This is a genomic window from Cohnella sp. SGD-V74 (genome assembly GCF_003001675.1).
GTDB lineage: Bacteria > Bacillota > Bacilli > Paenibacillales > Paenibacillaceae > Cohnella.
This window is the reverse complement of record NZ_PVYW01000002.1, coordinates 458826-481504: the sequence shown is the minus strand read 5'-3', so window position 1 is coordinate 481504 and position 22679 is coordinate 458826. Positions and strand designations below refer to the sequence as shown.

Here is a 22679-nt window from a genome sequence, read left to right as displayed (position 1 = left end):
AGAAGAGGAGGAGACAAGATGATGTTCAGAAAAGGGTTAGGCTTGATCTTGGCCGCGCTGCTGGTGTTTACGCTTGCGCCGGGAGCGCCCAGAGTTTTCGCGCATGCGGAGGTGACGATTAACGATCCGCTGGTGGATGGTTCGCTTGTGTTCTCGCACAGCGCGAACTGGCTGTTCGACACGACGAACCCGTCGTATTTCGGGGGCGATGCGTCCAGGGCCGTCAGAACGAACACGGCAACGGCTTTTGTTGTGTACCAGCTTAGCCAGATGCAAGAATTCAGCATTGTCGCACATGCGTATGGAACCTCTGCCGGAACGGTCAAGGTATCGAGGTCCGCCAATCGCCTCACTTGGACGGAAGTAGCTACCGTGCAGAGCACGCCTGTTGCCACCGGCGATCCGGCATGGAAGTCCTCGACCTATACGCCGGCGGCCGCGCTGCCGTCAGGAACGCAATATCTGAGAGTCGAGCTGAGCGGCGGCAGCGCGAATTGGCATCTGCAGCTCGGGTCGGTCAGCGTCTCGAACGTGTCCTCGGCTCCGGTCACGATAACGGATGAGCTTGCGGACAATTCCAAGCTGCACGCCTTTACTTCGGGCTGGACGATCGATTCCACGAATCCGGCCTTCTTCGGCGGGGATACGAATCGCAAAGTCCGCACAGGCCTGACGACGCAATCGATTACGTACCATCTGCACAACATCCAAGCCGCTTCCGTCAAGCTGCACAGGTATGCCGGCTCGCCAGGCGTGCTGAAGATGTACGGCTCTCCCGACAATACGTCGTGGACGGAGCTGCTGACCGTTCAGGATACGCCGGTATCGACCGGAGATCCCGCCTGGGCGTCATCTAACTATAGTCTCGTCGGCAAGCTTCCGACAGGCATCCACTATTTGAAAATCGAGCTGAGCGAAGATCTGGCGAACTGGCTTATGCAGCTCGGCTCCGTCACTGTATCCAACGTCTGGGGCGGGGTAGGCAGCGCGGGCGGATTGGGAGACTATTACGTCGATTCCGCGAGCGGAGACGACGGCAATGACGGCCTGTCTCCGGGAACCGCCTGGAAGACGTTCGCCCATATCAACAACACGATCTTCGCGCCGGGCGATCGCATTCTGTTGAAGAAGGGAGGCATCTGGAACGGGCGGCTGTATCCGAAAGGAAGCGGGGCGGACGGCAATCCGATCACGATTGCCTCGTATGGAACGGGCGATCGTCCGATCGTGAACGGAGGGGGAATGGCCGGGGCGGCGGTCCACCTGCGCAACTCCTCGTACTGGGTCATCCGCGATCTCGAGGTGACCAATTATGCTCCGGAGCGGGGAGATACTTACCGCCAGGGCATCTTCGTCGAGAATGCCGGAGGCGGCACGCTGAGCGGCATCGAGATTGCGGACAACTACGTGCACGATGTTTCGGGCAGCTTCAGATACCCGATTGTGGCCGGATTTAACGGAGGTCCGCACGCCTTCGGCGGCATCTCGGTCTACACCGGGGGAAGCGTCGGCACGGACAAGTTCGACGGCGTGCTCATTCAAGGCAACTTGGTGGAAGATGTCGGGCGGACCGGCATCGTCGTATGGGATCAGGTGTGGAACGGCGCAGGATACGCGACGACCAACACGGTTATCCGCGAAAACTCCGTCAAGCGCTCGGACAGCGACGGCATACTGACATTCGGCGCGGACGGCGCGCTGATCGAACACAACGTGGCCGAAGGCATCGGCTGGTATTCGGAGCCGAACCAGTTCAACGGCTCCGCGGCCATCTGGCCGACGCGCGGCAAGAACAACGTCGTGCAATTTAACGAAGCGTTCAATACCCGCCGCACGGAAGGCGACGGACAAGGCTTTAATCTTGATATGGATTCCAAAGACAGCATCGTCCAGTACAACTACAGCCATGACAACGAAGGCGGATTCGTGCTGCTTGTCGATGCTCCGAATGTGCCGGGCGTCGAGAACGGCTCGGAGAACAGCATCGTTCGCTACAATATCAGCCAGAACGACCGCAAGCATCTGATCACCTTTGCCGGAGGCGTCACCGAAGGAACGGAAATCTATAACAACACGTTCTATATCGGCAAAAACCTGCAAACCAAAATCATCGATCACGAATGGGACGATGCCGGAGATTTGAACGGGCACTATTCGTTCAAGAACAATATCGTCTACAATCTCGGCTCGGGAGATTACAAGCTGCCGGGCGTTAACGGGGTGTTCGACAGCAATCTGTTCTACGGCAACCATCCGGCGAACGAGCCGTACGACGCCAACAAGATCACGGCGAATCCGCAGCTGGTCGCCCAGGGAACCGGAGCGACGGGCTGGAACACGGTGTCGGGCTATATGCTGCGTGACGGATCGCCTGCGCTCGGAGCGGGGACCGTCATTGCGAACAACGGCGGCTCGGACTACTGGGGCAATTCCGTCTCCGCGACGACGGCTCCCAACATTGGCGCGTATAACGGTTCGGGCATCGATCCGAACACCGTTCCGTCTCCTCCGGATGACGAGTTTACGCCGACTTATTTCCACTATTCGCTGATTCCAGCCATCGCGAACGACGGGTCCGGCGACAAGTCGCTTAAAATTGTTTTCGCCAATCCGACCGATTCGGCCATGACGATCTCGAACCTCGCCTGGAGCGTGGGGACGTTAAGCGGTGCTGAGACGTCGATTCCGACCATTGCCCCGCACTCGCAATGGACGTACACGGCAGCCTTGACCGGGCTTGCCGAAGGCGTGCTCTATCCTGTGGAGGTTACGGCGGACATTGCCGGCTACGAGCCGCTGCAGGTCAACCGGACGATCGATTTCAACCGCGTGCTTCATAAAACCGATACGACAGGCTCGGCGGTCATCGATCTGGCGGACGGGGTCAATCTGGTGACGGGCTATACGGGCCCGAGCGATCTGAGCGGACAGGTCGAACTGCGCTGGGACGCCGCCAATTTGTATCTGGAGGCGGACATCGTCGACAACGTTCATTCCTCCGCTTCGGACGGCTTTATGATTTTCCAGAACGACGGCTTGCAGTTCAGCATCGCTCCGGGCTTGCCGGGAGAGGCGCAGGGCTGGTACGAATACGGCATTTCGCAGACGCCGAGCGGGCCGCAGGTCTATCGCTGGCTGACGATGCAGGGGGCGGCAACCGGCAGCGTGACGGCCGCTTCGCTCTCCGTAACGAGAGACGAGGTCAACAAAACCACCTCCTACAGCCTGACGCTGCCGTGGAGCGAGCTGACTCCGATTGTTGCGCAAGCGGGCGGCGTGCTCAGCTTCTCGCTGGCCGTCAACGACAACGACGGAGCCGGACGCAAGGGCTATATCGAATGGGGCTCGGGCATCGGCGGGGCGAAGGATTCGACGCTCTTCCGCAGCGTCGTTCTGATGCCGGATTAACAGCTTTGCAAACCATTTCGCAGAGTTGACGTCTGAACGGGAGAACGCGAAGGTGGTACGATGGGCGGGAAGACATAATGAGGGAGGCTGCGAATATGCGCGCTCTTGTGTTCAACCCGGACAATCTCGTTCCGCTCAGCGCGTTCACCGTCTTGGACGGCGATCAGGAGACGGCGAATATCGCCGTGCATCCGGCAATCTTGAACTATGTCCTTCGCAGCGGAGGTAAGCTGTCGATCGCCCGTTCGCTTAACGGGGCGGTAAGTATAGAAGAAGCAGATGCGTTCGACGTTGAGGCGGGCACAGTTGCGGTAAAAGTCGGGGACGGCGGCACAGTTGCCGTCGTCTCCGAGCTGCTGCGCAACGAGTTTCCGATTGCGACGCATTGGGATGCTTCTCTGCACGAGGGGCGAGGCGGGCCGAGAGAAGGAGCGTCAGACGCGATCGGCGAACTGCGAGTGGAGATGGGGGAAGGGGACGGGACCGAGCCGGGGGCGGGGATCGTTACTTCCTCGTTGGAGATGAGGGATGACCTTCCTGAAAGCCCTTACGCGTTCGATACGGAGCGTCTAGGTTTATTGATCGAGAGGCCGGGGGAGTCCCTTCGCCGCGCCCCCGGCTTCGACCGCTACATCGGCGACGTCTACAGCCTGTACGGCGTGTCGGAGGAAGCGGCGCTGCTGCTGTCGGCGGAGGCGCTGAAGATGACGGGCTACCCCGTTATGTTCCGCAATGCGGGCGGTGACGGCGAGGGGCCGGTCAGCGGTCTTCCCGTGTTCCAACTGTTCAACAATCACGTGATTCGGGATGCGGAAGGAATCGGCAGCTTGGCCAGCTTTATCGTGCCGCCGGGATGGTCCGAAGACCGCTCCGGCGGCTATTCGTGCCTCTTCACCGGCTATTACGATCAGAACGAGAACGTATACCGTCATTGCGGCTTGCCGACGATCAAGGCGATCGGCAAAGCGATGGAGCTTACGGGGCAAGGAAGCGTCGGCATCGTCTGGAACGGCGGAGGTTCGATCGGCACGCGAACCCAGCATCCGTCCGCATTCGGGCAGTTGAATCTGCTATTCCGGCTCGCTGCGGATCGATATGCCGTGAATCCGCATAGCATCGTCACGGTAGGGGGCTCGCGGGGCGGGCTGACGGCGCTGCTGGCGGCCTGCAATCCGCTGGCGGAAGGGTATGCGGTCCAATATGCGCTGTGCTACGGAGTTCCTTTCTCGCTCTACGGTCCGGCGGCCGATTTGCTCAACGTCTCGTATCCCGCCCGGTGGGAGGCGATCTGCTCCGATATGGGGCTCAAGCACGCTTGGCGGCCGGGATGGCGGGACGAAGACGGACGAAATGCCGTCGAACGCTACTGGCTCAATACGTTCGGAACGGCGGACGAGGAGCGGATTGCAACGGAACTGCATCCGCAATCGGAGCGCATGCTTGATGCGCTTAAGGAAAGAGGGACGCGGGTGTGGCTGAACTCGTCCACGCACGATCCGTTTACGTCGTTCGCGCCGGCACTGGAGTGGCTGCGCCGGGCGAGGGCTCACGGCATCCCGGTTCGTCACGAGATCGGTTACCGTCACGGGCACAACAACTCCACCGACCTCTACGAAGCGGCTGTCCGCTGTCTGACGGCCATCGCGTCGGGGGAGGAAGCGGTGTCGGACGAGACCGTTCACTATCGGAGAACGGGTGAAGGAACGGACGAGTGGATGCGTACGGAGAGCTTCGTTCCGAATCGGCAGCCGGTGTTCTTCGAGGGGCCGAAGCTGGCGGTCGCCGGACTGACAGCGGCGCTGTCGGTGTACGGCCCTCCGGGGACAGGCTATAGGCTGGCAATTCGCCCTGCCGTGCGGGGCGGGGTGGAAGAAGCGGATGCAAATGCGAGTGCTAGTGCTAGTGCAAGCGAGGGTGTGGATTTGGGTGCGGGTGCGCGTATGGATTCGAATGCGGGGGCGGATGCGCCTGAAGCGGACGAGCTTGTGCTGATGGAAGGCGTCCTGCCGGAGAGGGGGGAATCTTTAACTTGCTCGTACGCTTCGGCGACCTGGGAGGTGCCGGGCTCGCTGGCAGGCTCGGCTTATCTGTACGAATTGACGTACTGCCACGATCTTTCAGCGGGGGACTGGATCGTCGTTCCCCCCGCTAACGTGCCTCATCCCGGCACGGATAGACCCCGCCGGCCGGAACTGACGATTACGGCGGAGATTCCCGATTTTACCGGACCTGTGTGGTTTGAAGCGACAATGGTTCATTTTATCGGCTGGGGCTTGAGCGAGGTTTAATTCAGTCAGACAAGGAGACAGCGTAGATGACGGAGAACGATTCGTTTATTCCATTCGGCTTTCAATATTACCGCTCGCCGACCCCTTATCGGGATCAGTGGGAGACGGACTTGCGCCGAATTGCGGACAAAGGCTTTAATTGCGTGAAATATTGGATACAATGGCGGGCCAGTCACCCGGAGGAAAACCGCTTCGAATTCGATGATGTGCGCGAACTGATGGATCTGGCCGAGCGGAATGGGCTGAAGGTCGTGCTGAACGTCATTTTCGACGTGGCGCCTGCCTGGTTCTACAGACGTTACCCCGACTCGGTCATGATTGCCGCGGACGGCTATCGGCTGGAGCCGCGGGCGCTTAACAGCCGGCAGATCGGCGGAGCGCCCGGCCCGTGTTATCACCATCCCGAAGGGCAGCGGGAGAAAGATCGCTTCCTGACCGCAGCGGTCGAGGCGTTCAAGGATCATCCCGCCCTGTGGGTGTGGGATCTGTGGAACGAGCCTGAACTGACGACCAGCATTAGGCGGGAGCTGGCTTTTGAGAATCAGGTGTGCTACTGCGGCCGGTCTGCGGCCGAGTTCGGGGAGTGGCTGCGAAGAAAGTATGTCGATTTGCCCGCGCTCAACGAGAAGTGGCAGCGGACTTACGGCTCTTGGGAAGAGATCGAGGCTCCCCGCGGCAAAGCGGTCTTCAACGACATGGTCGATTGGCGGCTGTTCATGTCGGACGCGCTGACCGACGATCTGCGCAGGCGCGCCGCCGTCGTCCGGACGCTCGATACGCGGCATCCTGTCATGGTGCATACGGTTCCGGGTCCGATTTTCAACCTGATTACGTCCGGTTCGGACGACTTTCGGCTGGCGGAGCAATGCGACCTGTTCGGCAACAGCCTGGGATCGTCGGCGTGGTCGGCGGATTTGCTTCTGTCGGCGGCCGGAGGCAAGAAGGTCATCAATTCGGAAATTCACGCGCTTCCCGGAGATACGGCGATGAAGCCCAAGCAGCTGGAATGGTCGGAGCTAAAGCGCCACATTCTGATTCCGCTGGCGCGCGGCATAACGGGATACTTGTTCTGGCAATATCGGCCTGAGGTGCTCGGGCACGAGGCACCGGCTTGGGGCAGCACGTATTTGGACGGAAGTGACACTCCCTGGTTGAAGGATATGGAGCGGCTCAACGAACGGATTCAGAGCTCGAAGGAGGAGCTGCTGCGAGGGAGCCGGCCGTCGGATCGGATCGCGATTCTGTACAGTCCCGAGAACCAGATCGCCAATTTTGCCGCTTACGGCCATCTGGATACGTACTTCGAGTCGGTTCAGGGCGCGCACAAGCTGCTGCACGACCTCAACTACAAGGTCGAGTTTCTGCACGGAGGCCAATTGACGGAGGAGTCTCTGTCCCGTTACCGCTGCTTATGGATGCCGTATCCGCTCTATCTGGACGAGCGAACGTGCACAGTCATTCGCGCGTGGATAGAGGGCGGCGGACGTCTGGTATCGGAATGCTCCTTCGGGGCGCTGCAAGCCGAGAACGGTTCGCACAGCTACAAGGTGCCCGGCTACGGCTTCGACGAAGTGTTCGGCGTGCGAGAGACATGGATTCATTCCGTCCAGCATCTGGAGCACAGCTACCGGGAGGAGACGGTAAGCGAAGCGGGGCGCATTCCGCTGCAGAGCTGTGACGGGGAGGAGCTTGGCGGCGCTTATTACAAGTCGGACGTCGTCGCTCGCCATGATGTAGAGACGCTTGCCCGCTACGTGCAGGATAATGCTCCTGCAATTACGCTGGCGGATTACGGGCAAGGGAGCGCGATGTGGATTGGCACGCTGCTCGCATCCGCTTATTGGCGGGATGGCGGAGCGGAGACGAGGGCGTTTTTCCGCAAAGTGCTTGAGAAGAAGCTGGGGCTGGAAGCTTGCGTTAAAGTAAACGGAGACGGCGTGCGCGCGGACATGTTGACGGACGGTTCGGCGGAAGCGAGAGGCGAAGCTCAGGCCGCTCACCTGTTCGTGCACGGCTGGGGAGAAGAGCGCACGGAGGCGATCGTCGAGATTCCGGGTCGATACACGGCAGCGGCTCCCTGGTTCGAGGGCGGAGAAGCGCGCATCGAATTCAGCGGCGATACGACGGGGATCAGAGTCGCTGTCGAACCGGGTGATATTCAAGCGTTCCGCCTGTCGCTTGCCGGCCATTAGAGAATGAAACTGTACGGCCAGATAGGCTTCGGCAGCCGCTTTGCCCATGCGCAGCATGAGCGAAGCGGACTTGTCGGAGCCTCTTGCCGTTCGCGATTCGGCCTGTCCAATGTGTAATGCCCAATGTGGAGATCCGGCGGCGGGGCTTATCGTTCTCTGCCTCTTTTGCCGGTATCCCGTCTAATCAGTTTTTGCGTCATATTCTGGATATGAAGTGCCTTTTCCCTGCATTTGTCGGTATCCCGTCTGATCAGTTGATCCCCCCCACGGCTGTGAATTAGATTTCAGCAGATTGCTGGGATATCCCAATGATTCAGTTTGATGCGACTCCAACTGACTCAAAGGGATAGCGGCAAAAGAGGCGATAGAGGAAGGCAGCGAGACCGTGAACTGATCGGAAGGGATAGCGGCAAAAGGGGGCGAAAAGCGATAAGAGAGATAAGAGAGGTCCGGCGCGAACTGAATGAAGGGGATAGCGGCAAAAGAAGCAGAGTAATCTCAACACGGTCAATTTGGGTTAAACTTCCCGCTTAATTTGTTAAAGATCCGCCCGCCAATGTCAACTAAAATAGATGTAAGCGCTGTATTAACAGGGGGAGTCCGATGTTCTATTCCATTCGAACACAGCTCATCGCCATGATCGTCCTGCTCATCGTTCCGTTTGTGCTGATGGGTTACTTTTTCTGGAATCAGGCGGCTGCCGCATTGAGAGAATCCATCGAGACGACGACGGTGCAGACGATGAACCAGTACGCCGATTTCGTGGAGAGCACGACGTCCCAGGTGTTGAATACGGCCAATCAGATTTTAAGGAACGACGCGACGCAGGGCTGGATTCGTTCGCGAATCGAGGCGGCAAGCCCGTCCGAGACGATTCAACTGAACATCAAGATGAGAAAATATTTCGATGCCGTGCTGAGCAACACCCCGGCGGTGTTCTCGGTCAACGTGTTTTACGGGGAATGGGACCTGTGGAATTTGGACGGGGGCGAGTACCTCGGCAGCGAGTGGTACAAGGATTACCGGAACGAGAGCGCGCGATGGTCGTCCGCCCATACCGACGATCGGCAGAACGGCACCTACCAGAACAGCGAACGGGTGAACGGGCTCGTCTATCCGCTGTCCGACCTGCTGAACCTGCGGGAGGCGGGGGTGCTCAAGCTCAACATGAAAACCGCCGCGCTCCAGGAGCCGCTGGACAGGCTGACGCTGGGGAAGACGGGCAAGGCGTTTCTGCTCGATGCCGCGGGCGCTCCCGTACTCGATCAGCATGCGGAGGAAATTCCCCCGGCGCTGCTCGCGCGGATTCGCGCTCCGGACTGGGAGGGGCGCCCGGGCACGCAAGTATATCGGGACAGCGAACGCAGCGCCATCTATTTCTATCAGCAAATGGAGACGACCGGCTGGATCGTGGCGGGGACGGTATCGGAGAAGGAGCTGTTTCTGGAAATCACCCGGGCGAGACACAACGTCATTCTCGTCGCCGCCCTGCTGTTCGTCGTGGCCGTGTCGCTGGCGTTCTGGTTTTCGTCGGGCATCGCCAACCCGATCACGCGCATGGTGCGTTCGATGCGGTTCGTCGAGGAAGGCGATTTTCTGAAGGGAAACGCGGTCATGGCGCCGGGCAGGAGCAGACAGAACGAGATCGGATTTCTGACGGCCAACTACTTGAAGATGGTGCAGCGTTTGAAAACCTACATCGAGACCGAATTCGCGCAAAACCTGAGGAGGCGCAACGCGGAGTATAAGGCGCTGCTGCTGCAGATCAACCCCCACTTCCTGAACAATACGCTGGAGGTCATCTCCTCCCTCGCGGCCCAAGGGCGCAGCGAGCATATCGAGCAGGTCGTGAGCGATCTCAGCCTGATGCTGCGTTCCTCGCTGCGGACGGATACCGAGCTGATCTCCGTGCGCGATGAGATTCGCATGATCCGCGCCTTCACCTCCATTCTCTCGGTCTGCTACGGGAGCCGCGTCCGGTTCGAGATCGCCGACGATTCCGCGAGCGAAGCGGTGCGGATGCCGAAGCTGCTGCTCCAGCCGCTTATCGAGAACGCGGTCAAATACAGCGTCGGGCTCGTCGAGGTCGCAATCGTCTCCATCCGCATCCGCGAAACCGAGGAGGGGCTCGTCATCGTTGTCCAGGATAACGGAGTGGGCATGCCGGAGGAGGCGCTGAGAGACTTGCGCGCAGCGGCCGAATTGAAGGTGCCGCGGGACGCGCTGGACATCGGCGAGAAAGGCATCGGCTTCACCAACGTGATCGCGCGAGGAAGAATGCACTACGGCTCCCGATTCGTCGTCGACATTCGCAGCGCTCCGGGCCAAGGCACCGAAATTACGATGATTATTCCAATCCAGAGGTGATCCGAGATGTATAACGTCATGGTCGTGGACGATTCGGCCGAGATCCGAACGGGTCTGAAGCTGAAGCTGAACTGGCGGGAATACGGCTTCGACGTAGCGTCGGAAGCGGCGAACGGCGCCGAGGCGCTGACCCTGCTGGCGGACCGAAGGGTGCCGATCGTCATTACGGACATCCGCATGCCGGTCATGGACGGCCTCGAATTGCTGCAGCAGTGCGCGCTTCGCTACCCCGAGACGAAGACGGTCGTTCTCTCCGGGTACGACGACTTCCCGCTCGTGCAGACCGCCATTCGCAAAGGCGCCAAGGATTATTTGCTGAAACCCGTCGTCAAGACGGAGCTCGCTTCCGCTCTATTGAAATTAAAGAGGGAGCTGGATGACGAGAGAGAGCGGATGCTGGCGAGAATCGTCCGCGAGGAGCCGCTGCCCGCCGAAGCCGCGGCGATGATGGCCGCATACGGCATGCCTGAGTGGTCGCAGGGTGACCGCCCCGTCGTCTTCGCGACCTCGGAGCTGCGCATTCCTCCCGGTCGCCTGTCCGGCGGCGCGTACGGGTCCTCCTTCAAGGAGGCTTACCGGCTGCTCGCGCGGGAAGTCGTCTCCCAATGGGAAGGTCGCATCGTTGCCTTCGAGGACGTCAATCTATCGGACCGGATTCACTATATCGCTTCTTCCGCGGCGTCTCCGGAGGAGAAAGGGGAGTCTCTGCTCTCCCGGTTTGCGGCTGATCTGAAGGAGAAGGTCGTCCGCTTCTTGCGGCTTGAGGTGGTGGTGGGCATCGGTCATCCCGTGCTCGGATTGGCCGAGTGGAGGGCGGGACTGGAGGCGGGCCTGCTCGCTCTAAGCCGCAGCCGGCCGGAGCGGGTGTCGCAGACGGTGTTCGAAGGGAGCGGGGGGAACGAGGAAGGGCCGCAGCCCGCCTTGCTCAAGCAGTTCGTTCTGGCGATCGGGCAGGCCGACGAAGGAGAAGCCTTGCGGGCGCTGGAGGCCATCTCCGAAGCGGGCAGGCAGACCTCGGTGCAGTCCTTCTCCATGTTCCTTATTCAGCTGTGCCTGGCGCTCGACGAAACCGTCCGCGAGCACGGGCTGAAGGAGCTCGATCTGCAGCGGATGCTGTGGCCGTATATCAATTCCGCCTGGGGGTGCGAGGCGCTCGACCGGATCGTCGGCAACATCCGCGACGTCTCCCTGCAGGCGATCGCGTCCTTGAAGCGTCACAGGGGCAGAGGAGGGGCGGAGGAGACAATCGAGGCGATCCGCGGCTATATGCTGACCCATTATGCGGAGGAGCTGTCGCTGTCCGCCATCGCCGAACGGTATCATTACAACGTCGCCTATTTGTCGGATCTTTTTCGCAAGCTGACCGGCTGCACCTTCAGCGATTATTTGCTCCGCATCCGCATGGAGCACGCCTCGCGTCTGCTGCTGGAGAGCGAGCTCAAAGTGGCGAGCATTGCCGAACTGACAGGCTTCTCCAGCTCCGCCTACTTCAGCAACGTGTTCAAGAGCTACTACGGCGTCGGCCCCAACGAATACCGCAAGCGATCCGCCGATCCATGCTGACCGAAGTCCAAAAATATTGCATCTCATCGTCCAAAACGGCTGTATGTAGCCCCGGCAGCCGCCGTGCTATCCTGAATTCGCAGTCATCAATCTGTCTAAAGGCGGGATAACATGCTCAGGTTGCGAAAAATGATGATCGTGCTGCTGATCGCGTGCTTCGGCATCGCGCTGCTGTCGGCCTGTTCGACGAAGGGGTCGGGCGGGGAAAACGCGGGAGCGGGCGGCGCAAGCCAGGGAACAAGCGCGGAACCAAACAAAGGGGACGGTAAGAAAGTAGAAATCCGTTATTGGAGGCACGACTTCGCTCCCGAGGTTCAGGCTCTCCAGAAAATGATCCAGTCGTTCGAGGCGGCCAACCCGAATATCACGGTCAAGATGGAAGTCATTCCTTACGGCGATTACGAAACGAAGATCCGCACGGCTCTGGCCGCGGGCAACGCGCCGGACGTGATCGGCCTGGACGGTCCGACGCTGGCCGCCTACGCCCATCAAGGCGCGGTCATCCCGCTCGACGCATACTTCGAAGCCGACGGGAACAAGGAGGACATCGCCGCTCCCGTGCTGGCGAGCTTGACGTACAAGGATCAGATTTACGCCGCTCCGCTTAACGACGCGAGCATCGGGATGTTTTACAACAAGAAGCTGTTCGAGAAGAACGACATCGAGCTGCCCTCCAAGGACCCGAATCAGGCGTGGACCTGGGAGCAGGTGCTGCAAGCGGCGCAAAAAATCAACGATCCGGCCAACAAGGTGTACGGCATCGATCCGGGCTGGGGATTGGGCGAAGGGGAAGGCTCGACGTTCGTCAAGCTGCCCTTCATCTGGCAGGCCGGCGGAGAGATTCTGAGCCCGGACGGAAACGAAGTGAAGGGCTATCTCGATTCTCCCGAATCGAAGCGGGCGTTGAGCTTCTTCTCCTCGCTGTACAACGAATACAAGGTCGCGCCGAAGGAAATTCCTCCGGAAGCTTTCGAGACCGGCAAGCTGGGCATCGTCGTCAACGGTCCTTGGGCGATCTCGGGTTTCGCGACCTCGCATCCGGACTTCAAGCTGGGCGAGGACTGGGACATCGCGCCGCTCTGGAAGGACGCCAAGCAGGTCACTCCGAACGGAAGCTGGAACATGGCGATCACGAAGGATTCCAAGCAGCCGGACGCCGCATGGAAGTTCGTCAACTGGGTAACCGGCATCGAAGGCGCGAAGTTCTGGTACCAGGAGACGAAAAACTTGCCCGCGCGCCTGTCCACGGCAAGCGCGATTCCCGAGCTGACCGAGTATCCCATGAACATTTTCGTCGAGCAGTCCAGCAAGTTCGCCCATCCGCGACCGGTCACTCCGGCGTACCCGGTCATTACGACAGCCATCTCCAAGCTGTTCGCCGATCTCGGCGTCTCCGGGCGCAATGTCGACGAAGCGGTCGCGGAAGCGGTCACCGCCATCGACAAGGCTCTGGAGAAGTATCGCTGAGCTAACGGAGGGGTGGCATCGGGGGATCTGTCTCATAAGTAAGGGCGTACAAGATTATCGATGAAAAAAAGAAGGGCATCTATCTCCTGGAGACTGCCTCATACGGTCCTGAAATTACATTGCGACGGGTCTATCCATTCAAAATTTCAGGATCGTATAGCATCGGAAGGAGATAGATGTACCGTAAATTAATCTATCGATCATCGGTTGGTACGGCTCTGTTTACTTGCGAGATAGCTCCTCCACCACACGGAGAGGGGCGATAGCATGAAAATGAATTCCGCATTCGGCAAGCAGGAGGAACGCGCGGCATGGCTGTTCGTGCTGCCCGCGGCGATCAGCCTGGCGCTGTTCACGTTCTACCCGATGCTGAACGCGCTGACGATCAGCTTCAAGGAGTACAGCCTGATCAATCCCGAAGCCGTCTTCGTCGGACTGGCGAACTACAGCGGCCTGCTGTCCGATCCCAAATTTATCAACAGTCTGCTTCATTCGTTTCATTTCGCGCTCGTCGTCATCCCCGTACAGACGGCGCTCGCGCTGGGGCTGGCTCTGCTGATCTATCGCAGCTCGTGGGTAACCGGCCTGTTCCGGACGATCTACTTCATGCCGGTCGTCATCGCCATAGGCGTAGCCTCGACGCTGTTCAAGCTGATCTACAACCAGGACTACGGACTGCTGAACAGCCTGCTCGGCTTCTTCGGAGCGGGGCCGGTGTCGTTCCTGTCCGATCCGAATCTGGCGCTGTACGGCATTATGCTGCTCGGCGTCTGGAAGTCGGCGGGCTTCTTCATGATCATTTTCGTGGCGGGGCTGAACGGCATTCCGAACGACCTGTACGAGGCGGCGGAGGTGGACGGGGCGACCCGAGCGCAGAAGTTTGTCAAAATCACGCTGCCGCTGCTAAGAAGAACGCTGACGTTCGTCATCATCATTACGACGATGGACGCTCTGAAAATTTTCGTCCCGGTCGCGCTCGTCACGGGCGGCGGTCCGGCGGATTCGACGACGACGGCCGTGTACTACATCTATAAAATCGCCTTCCAGCAAATGGAGATGGGCTACGGAACGGCGGCCGCGTTTATTCTGTTCGTCATCGTCATGTGCATCTCCATCGTGCAGCTGCGCCTGCTCAGAACGGACGTGGAATATTGAGGAGTGGATCGGCTTTGGAACGCATAGGACATCTCTTGAAATGGATCGTCATGATCGCCGTCGCCCTGATCTCGCTGCTCCCGATCTTCTGGATGGTGATGGGGGCGTTCAGGCCGCGTCAGGAGCTGTTTCAGTACGTGTCGCTCGAATGGCATCTGTTCATCCCCGTCGAATGGACGCTGCAAAACTTCATCGATCTGTTCAGCGATTCGAGCAAGCCGCTGGGCAGATTCATCAACAATACGCTGCTGGTCGCCGTGTCGGTAACGCTGCTGTCGCTGCTGTTCAACTCGATGGCCGCCTTTGCGTTCTCCAAGCTCAGGTTCCGCGGCCGCGGCGTCGTCTTCGCGGTATTCCTCTCCGCGCTCGTCATTCCCGGAGAGGTGACGATGGTTCCGACCTATTTGCTCGTGCACGCCTTCGGCTGGATCGACAGCTTCAGGGCGCTGATCGTTCCGGCTGCGGTATCGGTGTTCAGCATTTTCCTGCTCGTGCAGTTTTTCGCGGATGTTCCGAGGGAGCTGTTGGAGGCGGGAAAAATCGACGGCGCTTCATGGCCTGGCATCTATGCGAAAATCGTGCTCCCGTCGATGGTGCCGGCACTGATTACGATGGGGCTCATTACGTTTCTCGGGCAGTGGGACGCCTATCTGTGGCCGCTGATCGTCATCAACGACGAGAGCAAGCAGATGCTTCAGGTCGCCATCGCGACCTTCACCAACCTGCAGGCGACGGAGTGGGGGAAAATATTGGCCGCGGACACGGTGGCCTCCGTTCCGATCCTGATCCTGTTTCTGTTCCTGCAAAAATATTACGTGCAATCTATCGTGAACTCGGGAATTAAAGGTTGAGCCGCCTGGAGAACGGAAGGAGCATCGGATATGAAGCCTGTTCACGAACTGGTTTGGCTGGATTCGGCGTTCAAGAAATTCATCGGGTCGTTGACCTGCGATTGGCTGAGCGGAATACGGCCCGACATCGAAGTAACCTATCCCCGGGAGGGCGTCGCCAAAGTAAGCCTCGCCTTCCTGCTGGAGGAGGAGGCGCGGCAGGACGATTGGCGGATTGAGCTGCGTCCGTCTTTCTCCCCTTCGTTTCATTGGGCTTCTCATCTGACGCCGACGGACCTTCATGTCATCGATCAGCACGTGTTTCGCGCTCCGGCGCTGATCGTGCATGACGGCGCGCGCAAGCTGACGGTCATCCCCGACCTGGACGTACTGGCGGGAGCGGGCGAAGAACCGCGGTGGTACATGGACCTCGACGCTTCGAACAACCGTCTGACGCTGGGCATGTGCCGTACATCGGTGAGAGAGCACGTGCTGTTCGTGCGCGAGCCGGGCGCCGTTTTTCCGAAGGGGCGTACGGAGTTCGGTTTTTATGTGCTGGCTTCCGACGACGCGGAAGGGATCGCCAATCCGTGGCGGGACGCACTGGCGTTCGGTTGGGAGCGCTGGGGGCGTCCGTTGCTGGAGAGGCAGGATGGAGGACGGCTGGACGTCTATGTGGAGCGGGCTTACCGGTGGGCGTTCCGGGAGTGGGCGCCGGCAGTATGGCAGAGCTTCGCGGTGGACGGCAAGGAGGTCGGGGCTCCGGCTTTTATCGTCAACGTGACCCAGAGTCCGAACTATCCGGGACCGTATCGTCAGAGGGAAACGCTGTCCGTATGGAATCAGGCGTGGTTCAGCTCGCTTCGCTCGGCGCAGGGCTTGTATCGCTATGCGCGGCTGACCGGGCAGCAGGAATACGCGGAGCGTGCCAGACTGATGAAGGAGCTGGCGCTGGCTGCTCCGCAGACGGAAGGCTTCTTCCCGGCGGTTGCGGCCACGGAGACGGAGCAGGTCGAGGTCGACGGCCAGACGTGCAGCCGCTCCAAAGGCTGGTCGACGCTAATCTGGGGCAATTCCGACCGCAATCCGTTCGGGCTCGGCATTCGCGAGGCTCCGCTTCACGTGCTCGACATGAGCTGGACCGCCCTGCTGATGCTGCGCTGGCACGAGGAACTGGAGCGCGACGAGCGGCTGGCAGAGTACGCAAGAGCCTATGGGGATGCCTTGCTGAAGCTGCAGGATGAGCGGGGATTTTTCCCCGGCTGGATCGACAAGGCGGATTTCCGGCCGTGCGGCGTGCTTGATCAATCTCCGGAAACTTCGCTTTCCGTCACTTTTTTGCTTAAGCTGCATGAGGTTACCGGTGGGGCTGAGTACGCCGAGGCGGCGTACCGGGCGATGGATGCGGTGTGCGCGGAGATCGTGCCGGAGGGCCGCTGGGAGGATTTCGAGACGTACTGGTCCTGCAGCCGATGGGGACAGGAATGGCTCGGGCGCAAAATCGAGCGGAACAACCTGTACAAGCAGTGCAATTTCTCCATGTTCTGGACGGCGGAAGCGCTGCTGGCCTGTTACCGGGCGACGGGCAAGGAGGCGTACTTGCGACTCGGACGCCGCTGTCTGGACGAAATGCTGATGACCCAGGCGGTATGGCAGCCGCCGTACATTCACGTGCCGGCGCTCGGCGGCTTCGGCGTCATGAACGGGGACGGGGAATGGAACGACGCCAGGCAGAGCCTGTTCGCCGAGCTGATCGTCCAGTACGGCATGGAACTGGATGCGGACGAGTACAAGGAGCGGGGGAGGGCGGCGTTGCTCGCTTCGTTCGCGCTCATGTACTGTCCCGAGAACGAAGCAGTGAAGACGAGATGGGAGCAGGCGTGGCCTTTTCTGAACGAACGGGATTACGGCTTTATGATGGAAAACTACGGGCACGGCGGAAGAACGAGTCCGACGGACGATCCGATGGGAGAATTCACGATCTTCGACTGGGGCAACGGCGCGGCCGCCGAAGGTTATCTGCGAATGCGGGAACGGTTCGGGGAAGCGTTCGTAGCCGGACAATCCAAGACGAGAGGCGGATGAGAGCATGGCGAGAAAAAGCTGGAAGCTATTGTTGGTGCTGGCGTTGGCGCTGCTGTCGGTAATGCCGTACGCCGGCCCGGCGGGCGCGGTGACTCCCTCGAACGTGACGAAAGTCGCGCGCGTAACCGGTGCGACTCCCACAGGAGAAACCTTGCCGAATCCCAACCAGACGCATTCCAATTACAAGGTGGAAGGCACGGATTTGGGCATCATGTGGGACAAGGGCGGCGGGGAGATTTTCGTGCTGTTCGGCGACACGTTCGGTCCCGGCTGGTGCGGCGACGGCGGCTGCGGCACCGGATGGAGGAGCAACGTGCTGGCGAAATCCGCGGATACGAATCTGGCGGACGGCCTGACGTTCTCCACGATGATTCAGGATACGCCGGGCCATGCCAAGGAGATTCTGTCGTCCAAGAAAATCAACAACGACGAGATCACCGTCATTCCGACGGCGGGAGTTACGGTCGGAACCCGGCACTACATCCACTACATGTCCATTCACCATTGGGGAGACCCCGGCATGTGGTATACGAACTACTCCGGCATCGCCTATTCCGACGATAACGGGCAGACGTGGACGAAGCATCCGACCGCCAGATGGCAGAACAACGCGGCCTGGAGCAGCAAGTTCCAGATGGCCGCATTCGTCAAAAACGGCGGCTACGTCTACATGTACGCGACGCCGAACGGAAGATTCGGCAGCATCTACCTGGCCAGGGTGGCGGAAGCCGACATGCTGAACATTGGCGCTTACCGGTATTGGGACGGCAACGCCTGGAACGCCTCGGAGGCGTCGGCCGCGCCGGTCTCGATCGGGATTGCAGGGGAAATGTCGGTCGTCTACAATACGCATTTCGACCGGTACGTCATGGCGTATCTCAATCCCTACACGGAGGCGCTCGTTATGCGGGACGCGCCGTCTCCGACGGGACCGTGGAGCGGGGAGAAGATCATTTTGCGCGGCAGCGATTATCCGGGCATGTACGGCTCGTATATCCATCCGTGGTCGAACGGCGGAACGGAGCTTTATTTTCTCATGTCGGAGTGGGGGCCTTACAATACGTTTCTGATGAAGGCGGATTTGAGTCCGGACGCCTTCGGCGCGAATATGATCTCCGAGCCGGGTTTCGAGACGCAGGCGGCGACGACGCATATGGCGCCTTGGTATTTGCAGGGGCACGGGGGAATCGACCGGGGGCTCGGCTTTGCGAGAACCGGCCAGAACAACGGGTTCGTCCGCTACAACAGCGGATGGAACGCCCTGAAGCAGAGCGTTGCGGTTCAGCCGTATACGAACTACACGCTTAAGGGCTGGATTCGGACGTCGGCCAACAACGACAGCGGCTATTTCGGAGCGCGCGGACCGCTGAACGGGCCGATTCGGAACGAAACCCGATTCTATGCCCTTGCGAATTACACGCAGCTTACCGTAACGTTTAATTCCGGCCCCGAATCAATCGTGGAAATTTACGCCGGAATGTGGGCGAACGGGGATACGTGGATTCAATTGGACGATGTCAGCCTTGTGAAAAATTAGTCGCCCGGCCCCTTGGCGAAGCTTCGCGGACTTTGCCCGTACGTCCTTCGAAATAAGGCGGCGAAATGATTGTAGTTGTTGAACCCTACGTCCAGAGAGGCTTCGGTGGCCGATCTGCCCATGTGACGCATGAGCAGGGCGGCTTGCCGGAGTCTCATACTGTTTAAATAGTCGAGAATCGGAACGCCCATTTCCTGCTTGAACAGGTGCGACAATCTGGAAGCGGACAAGCCGACTTCGGAGGCAATGCGATCGAGACGGATTTCCTCCTGCATGTTCTGCGACAGGAACTGAAGGGCGCGCTCGATGCGAGGATCGAGGCGTTTCTCCAAACGTTGGGCAACGAGCAGCAGCAATTCGCGGATCGCGTTCTCGAACAGCGCCTGCCAGTAGGCCGAGCGCTCGCGGGAGTCGCGGAGCAGACTGCGGAACGCGCGGTAAGCCCGTTTGCGCGTTTCACCCTCCGGAAGCTCGGCCACGATAACCTCCTCGTCTGGGAGATAGCCGGTTTCCGATAGTTTGCCGAAGTGGGCCCAGACGAAGTTCCACTGCTGTCCCGGCACCGTTCCGTATTCGTGGGGAGTTCCTGAACGCAGAATCGCGATCTGGCCGGCAGAGCAGCGCTTCTCTCCCGCCGGCGTGCGGAAATAGCCCTCTCCGCTTAACGTCATGGCGATGAGCCAATCGGTTCTAGCCTCGGGCCGATGGATGACGTAGCGGTCGTTCTCGCGGAAGTGTCCGGCGAGCATGGCGCCGATCGACGTGTCGGCATATTCCTCAGGACGTTTATTACGCGGCATAGACAATCTCCGTTCGGGCTGGTTTGCAGCAGAATACAAGTACTTTACAGCAGTAATCTTACTTCATCCACGATACGAAAGCGGGTAAGCTGATGTCAAGAGCAACGACATTGCCGCCAAGGGAGCGATGAAGATGGGAACGAAGCTGAAGGCGTTGACCGACGAGCAGTTCGCTTTTTTCGAAAGGGAAGGTTACGTCATCGTGAAAGGGCTGTTTTCCGAGGAGGATTTGCGGGAGATCGACGTGACGTTCGAGGAGATGAGCCACAGGGCGGTGCCCGGGTATTTCGAGCCTGTGCTGGACGAGGAGAGCGCCGATCCGTTGAAAAGATATCCGCGGGTGATGCATCCTCACCGTTTCAATGAAGCGGCCAAACGGTACATGCTGCACGGACCGGTAATGGAAGTATTGGCCGATCTGTACGGGGAAGAGGCGCTGGCCGCGCAGAGTATGTTCTATTATAAGCCGCCGGGTTCCCGAGGCCAGGCGCTGCACCAGGATAACTTCTATCTGCAGGTGGAGCCGGGCAACTGCATCGCCGCTTGGACGGCGATCGACGCGGCGGACGAAGAGAACGGAGGACTGCTTGTCGTGCCGAAGACGAGCGACTTCGAGATTTCGTGCCCGGAGACGGCCGACTCCAACGAGTCGTTCACGACTCACTACGTGAAGCCGCCGAAGGATCAGAAGGCGATTCCTGCGGTGATGGATCGGGGCGACGTTCTGTTCTTCAACGGCAATCTGATCCACGGCTCCTACCGGAACAAGACGAAGGACCGCTTCCGCCGCGCGTTCATCTGCCACTACGCCAACGCGTCGGCGACGCGCATTAACACGCACTACCGGCCGCTCTTCCGCGCCGACGGCACGGCCGTCGATCTCGAGCCGAATCCGGACGGCGGACCTTGCGGCATCGAATTCGAGACAGCTTACCCGCACTAACAGCTGCGTCCAAGAAAAGGGGCTGCCATTCCGGCAGCCCCTGCGTTCACGAATCAGCAAGTATAAAATCCGCTATCCTTATCTGAATCGTCTCCGACAAAACGCATTCATCGTCCAGAGGACGCTGAAGGCGTTTTTGCTTGGTTTACAGCACTTGGGACAAAATGTCCTCCTTAAATTGCTGGACAGCCTCGTCCGTATCGATCGTGTAGCCGCATTCCAGGCCGACGAAGCCGGAGAAGCCGGTGTTCTTGATGGCGCGCAAAATGTTGACGTAATTCAGCTCGCCGGTGCCCGGCTGCTTGCGTCCCGGATTGTCGGCGATGTGATAGTGGTTGATGCGGTCGATGTAGCCGGTGGCGTTGCGGATGACGTTGCCTTCGGTAATCTGCTGATGGTAAACGTCGAAGACGAGCTTGACGTTCGGGCTGCCGACCTGGTCGATGACGTCGACCGATTCGTCGGAGCGCTGCAGGAAGTGGCCGGCATGATCGACCAGACCGTTCAGCGGCTCCACCTCCAGCACGATGCCGGCTTCCTCGAACAGAGGCGCGCAGCGCTTCAGCGTCTCGACCATCGTCTGCCGCTGCTGATCCCGCGGCACGCCTTCCAGCACGTTGCCTGTCTGGGAGATGACCGAGCGGACGCCGAGAATGCGGCACGCTTCGATCGTCTGGCGAACGCCTTCCAGATAAGCGTCGCGCAGCGACTCGTCCACCAGACTGATGAACTTCGTGCAAGTGGCGCTAAGTCCGACGCCGATGCGCTCCTGTTCCGCCGCCAGCTTCTTCAGATCGTCCAGATCCCACCACGCGTAATATTCCAGACCCTGGAATCCGTGCTCTTTTATTTTCTCAAGATGATAGACGACGTCCTTCCCTTGATAAGCCCCGATGCACAGCGAAAATTTCATGTCGTTCCAAGCTCCTCTCTGTAACTCCAAATAGGATAACGCGTTCAGCCGATCTTCACCGCTTGGCCGGACAGCGCCGACTCGTTCGCCGCAATCGTAATCTCGTGCGTCCTCAGCGAGTCTTCATAATCGGACAAAATCAGCGACGTATCCCCGGTACGCAGGGCGTGGAGGAAAGCCTCGTCCTCGACGTAATAAGGGTTGGCGACGTTCGAATGTACGGTCGTTCCTTCGGAGGTAATCTCCTTGAGCGCATCGCTTCTGAGCTCCAGCACGCCGTTGCCGGTGTAGACGTCCAGTCCGACGTGATGGCCGACGGGAAGCAGGCAAGTGTTCGAGATCGTTGCGACCATGCCATTAGCCAGCTTCAGCGTCACGGTGCCGACGTCGGGCACGTCGGTGCCTTCGACTTTGTCTCCCATCACCTGAAGCGCGAAGGCGGCGTACACTTCTTGCACTTCCCCGCATACGTAGCGGAGGAGATCGACGATGTGAGTCGTCTGTTCGACGAATTGACCGCCGGATCCGGCCTGCACTCTCCACCATGGAACCATCGGCATTCCGCCCATCCAGTAACCGAGAGCCATGCCGGGCTTGCTGTCTGCCAGCAGCTTTTTGGCAAGCGCCGCAGATTCATTATAACGCCAGTGGTAGCCGACGGAAGTGATCAGTTTGCGTTGTTTGACTTTAGCGCCGATAGCGTTCGGAATGTCCCGATCGATCCCGAGAGGCTTCTCGACCAGGAAAGGAATGCCCCGCTCGACGAGCTGCTCTTCCGCTTCCCCGTGAGCCATCGGAGGGACGCATACGTAGACGCCGTCCAATCGGGAGCCGTCCAGCATTTCGTCCAATTTTGAATACGCTTTCGCTCCGGCGTGCTCGCCTGCGGCTTTTTGCGCCCGCCCGAGATCGACGTCGTAGAACGCCGCCAGCTCGACGCCTTCCATCTGCACCAAATTGCCAATGTGATGATTGGCAATGCCTCCGGTTCCGATAAAACCAAGCTTTAACGTCATGCGATGATCCGCTCCTCTGCCAGGTAGGATGTCGTATAATTCAACTTACGCCCTTATTGTAGTTGAAGGAAGAACTGAATTAAATATAATATACTTCTTATAACGTATCGAAAAA

General features: G+C 59.5%; 14 protein-coding genes. 11 read left to right on the top strand and 3 right to left on the bottom strand.

Annotation, left to right across the window (positions count from 1 at the left end):
- Positions 1-18 precede the first annotated feature (18 nt).
- The 10 genes from B0G52_RS04570 to B0G52_RS04525 all read left to right on the top strand — a co-directional run bounded on the left by B0G52_RS04570 (position 19) and on the right by B0G52_RS04525 (position 18892).
- The gene (locus B0G52_RS04570; protein ID WP_094042323.1) at positions 19-3408 is read left to right on the top strand and encodes a sugar-binding protein; all 3390 of its coding nucleotides are present in this window, start codon (positions 19-21) and stop codon (positions 3406-3408) included.
- A gap of 95 nt (positions 3409-3503) precedes the next feature.
- The gene (locus B0G52_RS04565; protein ID WP_094042322.1) at positions 3504-5696 is read left to right on the top strand and encodes a hypothetical protein; all 2193 of its coding nucleotides are present in this window, start codon (positions 3504-3506) and stop codon (positions 5694-5696) included.
- Between the two features lie 26 nt (positions 5697-5722).
- Positions 5723-7888 (top strand): beta-galactosidase, encoded by a 2166-nt coding sequence (locus B0G52_RS04560; RefSeq protein ID WP_094042321.1) that lies wholly within the window; start codon positions 5723-5725, stop codon positions 7886-7888.
- A gap of 603 nt (positions 7889-8491) precedes the next feature.
- Positions 8492-10255: a sensor histidine kinase gene (locus B0G52_RS04555; protein WP_094042320.1), complete on the top strand. Its 1764-nt coding sequence runs from the start codon at positions 8492-8494 to the stop codon at positions 10253-10255.
- A gap of 6 nt (positions 10256-10261) precedes the next feature.
- Positions 10262-11818 carry a response regulator transcription factor gene (locus tag B0G52_RS04550; protein WP_094042319.1) on the top strand — a complete coding sequence of 519 codons (1557 nt, stop codon included), beginning with the start codon at positions 10262-10264 and terminating at the stop codon, positions 11816-11818.
- A 111-nt stretch (positions 11819-11929) separates the two neighbouring features.
- The gene (locus B0G52_RS04545) at positions 11930-13285 is read left to right on the top strand and encodes an ABC transporter substrate-binding protein (RefSeq protein WP_094042318.1); all 1356 of its coding nucleotides are present in this window, start codon (positions 11930-11932) and stop codon (positions 13283-13285) included.
- Positions 13286-13552: 267 nt separating this feature from the next.
- Entirely contained in the window at positions 13553-14440 is an 888-nt protein-coding gene (locus B0G52_RS04540; RefSeq protein WP_094042317.1) for a carbohydrate ABC transporter permease, read from the top strand.
- A 14-nt stretch (positions 14441-14454) separates the two neighbouring features.
- Entirely contained in the window at positions 14455-15291 is an 837-nt protein-coding gene (locus tag B0G52_RS04535; protein ID WP_233162364.1) for a carbohydrate ABC transporter permease, read from the top strand.
- 30 nt (positions 15292-15321) lie between these two features.
- Complete coding sequence (locus tag B0G52_RS04530) at positions 15322-17355, top strand: hypothetical protein (RefSeq protein WP_094042316.1); 2034 nt, start codon at positions 15322-15324, stop codon at positions 17353-17355.
- A gap of 4 nt (positions 17356-17359) precedes the next feature.
- A complete protein-coding gene (locus B0G52_RS04525) occupies positions 17360-18892 on the top strand; it encodes a glycoside hydrolase family 183 protein (RefSeq protein ID WP_094042315.1) in 1533 nt (510 codons plus the stop codon).
- Here B0G52_RS04525 and B0G52_RS04520 read toward each other — a convergent pair.
- Positions 18889-19692: a helix-turn-helix domain-containing protein gene (locus B0G52_RS04520; protein ID WP_094042314.1), complete on the bottom strand. Its 804-nt coding sequence runs from the start codon at positions 19690-19692 to the stop codon at positions 18889-18891. The two genes, B0G52_RS04525 and B0G52_RS04520, sit on opposite strands and share 4 nt — an antisense overlap.
- A 133-nt stretch (positions 19693-19825) precedes the next feature.
- Between B0G52_RS04520 and B0G52_RS04515 the strand changes: the two genes are divergently transcribed.
- On the top strand, positions 19826-20635 hold the full coding sequence (locus tag B0G52_RS04515; RefSeq protein ID WP_094042313.1) for a phytanoyl-CoA dioxygenase family protein: 810 nt from the start codon (positions 19826-19828) through the stop codon (positions 20633-20635).
- Positions 20636-20780: 145 nt separating this feature from the next.
- On the opposite strand, the gene B0G52_RS04510 is transcribed toward B0G52_RS04515, so the two are convergent.
- Together B0G52_RS04510 and B0G52_RS04505 are read right to left on the bottom strand one after the other, a co-directional pair.
- On the bottom strand, positions 20781-21548 hold the full coding sequence (locus tag B0G52_RS04510) for a hydroxypyruvate isomerase family protein (RefSeq protein WP_094042312.1): 768 nt from the start codon (positions 21546-21548) through the stop codon (positions 20781-20783).
- A 44-nt stretch (positions 21549-21592) separates the two neighbouring features.
- Positions 21593-22564 carry a Gfo/Idh/MocA family protein gene (locus B0G52_RS04505; RefSeq protein WP_094042311.1) on the bottom strand — a complete coding sequence of 324 codons (972 nt, stop codon included), beginning with the start codon at positions 22562-22564 and terminating at the stop codon, positions 21593-21595.
- Positions 22565-22679: the final 115 nt, after the last annotated feature.

Bases quoted from the DNA above. Each gene is read 5' to 3' on its own strand.
- B0G52_RS04570 (WP_094042323.1), top strand. From the start codon at position 19: ATGATGTTCAGAAAAGGGTTAGGCTTGATCTTGGCCGCGCTGCTGGTG.
- B0G52_RS04565 (WP_094042322.1), top strand. From the start codon at position 3,504: ATGCGCGCTCTTGTGTTCAACCCGGACAATCTCGTTCCGCTCAGCGCG.
- B0G52_RS04560 (WP_094042321.1), top strand. From the start codon at position 5,723: ATGACGGAGAACGATTCGTTTATTCCATTCGGCTTTCAATATTACCGC.
- B0G52_RS04555 (WP_094042320.1), top strand. From the start codon at position 8,492: ATGTTCTATTCCATTCGAACACAGCTCATCGCCATGATCGTCCTGCTC.
- B0G52_RS04550 (WP_094042319.1), top strand. From the start codon at position 10,262: ATGTATAACGTCATGGTCGTGGACGATTCGGCCGAGATCCGAACGGGT.
- B0G52_RS04545 (WP_094042318.1), top strand. From the start codon at position 11,930: ATGCTCAGGTTGCGAAAAATGATGATCGTGCTGCTGATCGCGTGCTTC.
- B0G52_RS04540 (WP_094042317.1), top strand. From the start codon at position 13,553: ATGAAAATGAATTCCGCATTCGGCAAGCAGGAGGAACGCGCGGCATGG.
- B0G52_RS04530 (WP_094042316.1), top strand. From the start codon at position 15,322: ATGAAGCCTGTTCACGAACTGGTTTGGCTGGATTCGGCGTTCAAGAAA.
- B0G52_RS04525 (WP_094042315.1), top strand. From the start codon at position 17,360: ATGGCGAGAAAAAGCTGGAAGCTATTGTTGGTGCTGGCGTTGGCGCTG.
- B0G52_RS04520 (WP_094042314.1), bottom strand. From the start codon at position 19,692: ATGCCGCGTAATAAACGTCCTGAGGAATATGCCGACACGTCGATCGGC.
- B0G52_RS04515 (WP_094042313.1), top strand. From the start codon at position 19,826: ATGGGAACGAAGCTGAAGGCGTTGACCGACGAGCAGTTCGCTTTTTTC.
- B0G52_RS04510 (WP_094042312.1), bottom strand. From the start codon at position 21,548: ATGAAATTTTCGCTGTGCATCGGGGCTTATCAAGGGAAGGACGTCGTC.
- B0G52_RS04505 (WP_094042311.1), bottom strand. From the start codon at position 22,564: ATGACGTTAAAGCTTGGTTTTATCGGAACCGGAGGCATTGCCAATCAT.